The sequence below is a fragment of the Streptomyces sp. NPDC003042 genome, from assembly GCF_053591315.1.
Window position 1 is genome coordinate 1 of the sequence record NZ_JBSFTP010000172.1, and the last position, 2500, is coordinate 2500.

Here is a 2500-nt window from a genome sequence, read left to right on the forward strand (position 1 = left end):
CTGAGCGCACCGGGCAGGTCGAACCTGCGTCCTCTGTCGCGCTGTCGGTCCTTCGGGATCAGCACGAAGGCGAGGAGCAGGGCGGGAAGGGCCAGTAGGACATTGACGAAGAACACCGCTTCCCAACCGAAGGCGTGGGTCAGCACTCCCCCGAGGAGTACTCCGATCACGAGCCCGGCCGCGCCGGCGCCGCCCCAGATCCCCAGCGCCCGGTTGCGTACGCGGCCTTCGACGAACGTGATGTTGATCAGGGCGAGGGTGGTGGGAAAGACCAGTGCGCCACCGAGGCCTTGTACCGCGCGTGCGACCAGGAGCATCACGGGCCCGGTCGCCAGGCCGCCCACCAGCGCCGCACCGGCGTAGAGGGCGAGCCCGGCGGCCAGTACGCGGCGTCGTCCGACGAGGTCCGCGGCGCGTCCGCCGAACAGCAGGAAGCCCGCGGAGGCGACGGCGTAGGCGCTGATCACGGATTGCAGTGTCCGTGCGGAGTAGCCGAGGTCGCGGGCGATGTCGGGGAGCGCCACGACGACGATGTACTGGTCGAGCGAGACGGTGAACATGGCGAACGACAGCAGCGCGAGTGTCGCCGTCTCACGGTTCCAGCCGAGCCCGCTCGGCCGGGAAGCCCCGACAGATGCCACAGCAGCACTCCTCGAGGGGAACCGTTCGAGTCGGATGGTTGCGGAATGTGCCAGTGTGTCATGAGGTGGCTGATCCAGCGGTTCAGCGGGCCCAGTTACGTTGCGTAGTGCCGCGACAGTGGTGGTATCGCTCGCGGTGGACTTGCTGGCGCCGGAGTGCGCACGTCATCGGCTTCAAGGAAGCCGCCGCCTGGAGCGCGCTGTGAGTGAGCACGGCCGCGCCCCTTCCCGGCCCCGTCCGAGCCGGACTCGGCCGCCACACAGCTTCCGCGGCGAGTCGGCCGATGGTGACGGGCTCGCCGGAGACGAGGAGGTTCTACAGCAGGCGCAGCAGCGAGAACCGTCCGCCGGATGCGCTGGCGACCGCGTCGAGGAAACGTGTGGCGAGCTGCGTGGTTCCCCGCGCCGTGCCTAAGCCCCGCCAACAACCCTCCGGGTCAAGACAACTCGTGGCTCTCGGGTCCGCCGACGGCTTGGGCGTAGCGGAACAGGCCGGCCGGGTCGTACCGACGCTTGACCTCGACCAGGCGCTCGTAGTTGGCACCGTAGTAGGCGTGCTGCCAGTCGCGTAGGTCCGGGTCGGGGAAATTGACGTAGGCCGCGTCGGTACGGAACCGGCGGCGGAGCGTGCGGTACATCGTCCGGGTCTGCTCCAGCAGGGCGTCCACGTCGGCGGGTGCGGCGTCGGGCTTCCACTGCGTGCCGATGTCGATCACGAACGTGGCTTCGCGGTGGGGGTAGGCGGTCTCGTCCGGGCGCGGTGCGCCACCGGAGCCGCCCATGGCGAAGAGCGTCACATAGCCGGAGGCCCGCGCCGGGCCCGGGCGCCACGAGCGGGCCCACTCGACCATGGCGGTCACGGTGTCCTGGGTCACCCACCGGTCGGGGACGAGGGACTTGCTGGCGTGGGACTCCAGCGGCAGGGTTCCCTTGAGGAAGCCCTGCGCGTCCCAGAAGCTCTGCTCCTCGATGACCACCTTGGTCGGACGCAGCTTCAGCAACGGCCCGAGGACGCCGCGCAGCGCCTCCTCGGAACCGAGTCGGTGCCCGAGGACCGACAGGGAGGTCGTGCCGTCGCCCGCCTGTTTGAAGCCGACGCGCAGATCGAAGTCGTTGCCGCGGTCCGTGTCGAGAACGTGCTGCACCTCGTCCATCACCCGCACGCCCGCCTCCAGCGCGAAGGTCAGGTCGAAGACGGTGGCGCGCAGCCGGTTCACCGGTACGGCGTCGAAGACGAAGGCGGTGTTGATGCCGAAGTTGCCGCCCGCCCCGCCGCGACACGCCCAGAACAGGTCGGCGTTCTCGTCGTCGGCGGCCCGCACCACGGTCCCGTCGGAGAGAACGAGGCGCGTCTCGGCGAGCCGGTCACAGGTCAGGCCCCACTTGCGGTCGTTGAACCCGAGCCCGCCACCGAGTGTCAGGCCCGCCACGCCGACGCCGGGGCAGCGCCCGCCGGGAAAGTACAGGCCCGAGTCTCGGGCCGCGTACACGTCGGAGTTGGTGGCTCCACCGCCCAGGTACAGGCGGTGTCCCCGCGGCACCACGTGCCGGATCGGCCGCAGACTGATCACCAGACCGCGTGTGGTCGAGAATCCGGCGTAGCTGTGGCCGCCGGAGCGGGGCGCGAAGGGAACCCCGTGCTTCGCGCACCAGCGGACCGCCGCCGCCACGTCGTCCTGAGAGGCACAGCTGAGCACTCCGGCGGGACGGACGGAGGCGTAGCGCTGGTTGTTGGCGTTGGCATGGGTGGCGTAGTCCTGATCAGCCGGGCGGTAAAGCCGGGCGGCCGGGCTGACCGTCCGGCGCAGCTCCCGCCACGCGGCGGGCTCGGGGATCCGTCCGGTGGCGGCCGCCACCGG

The 2500-nt window shown here is 70.6% G+C and carries 2 protein-coding genes; both read right to left on the bottom strand.

Features of this window, described 5'->3' with window-relative positions; translation table 11 throughout:
- Window positions 1–641 (bottom strand): MFS transporter (locus tag ACWDYJ_RS36135; protein ID WP_451569840.1); only part of this gene is annotated, 641 nt, incomplete at its 3' end.
- Between the two features lie 437 nt (window positions 642–1078).
- Window positions 1079–2500, bottom strand: a 1422-nt coding sequence (locus tag ACWDYJ_RS36140) for an FAD-binding oxidoreductase (RefSeq protein ID WP_451569841.1), incomplete at its 5' end; no start/stop codon positions are given.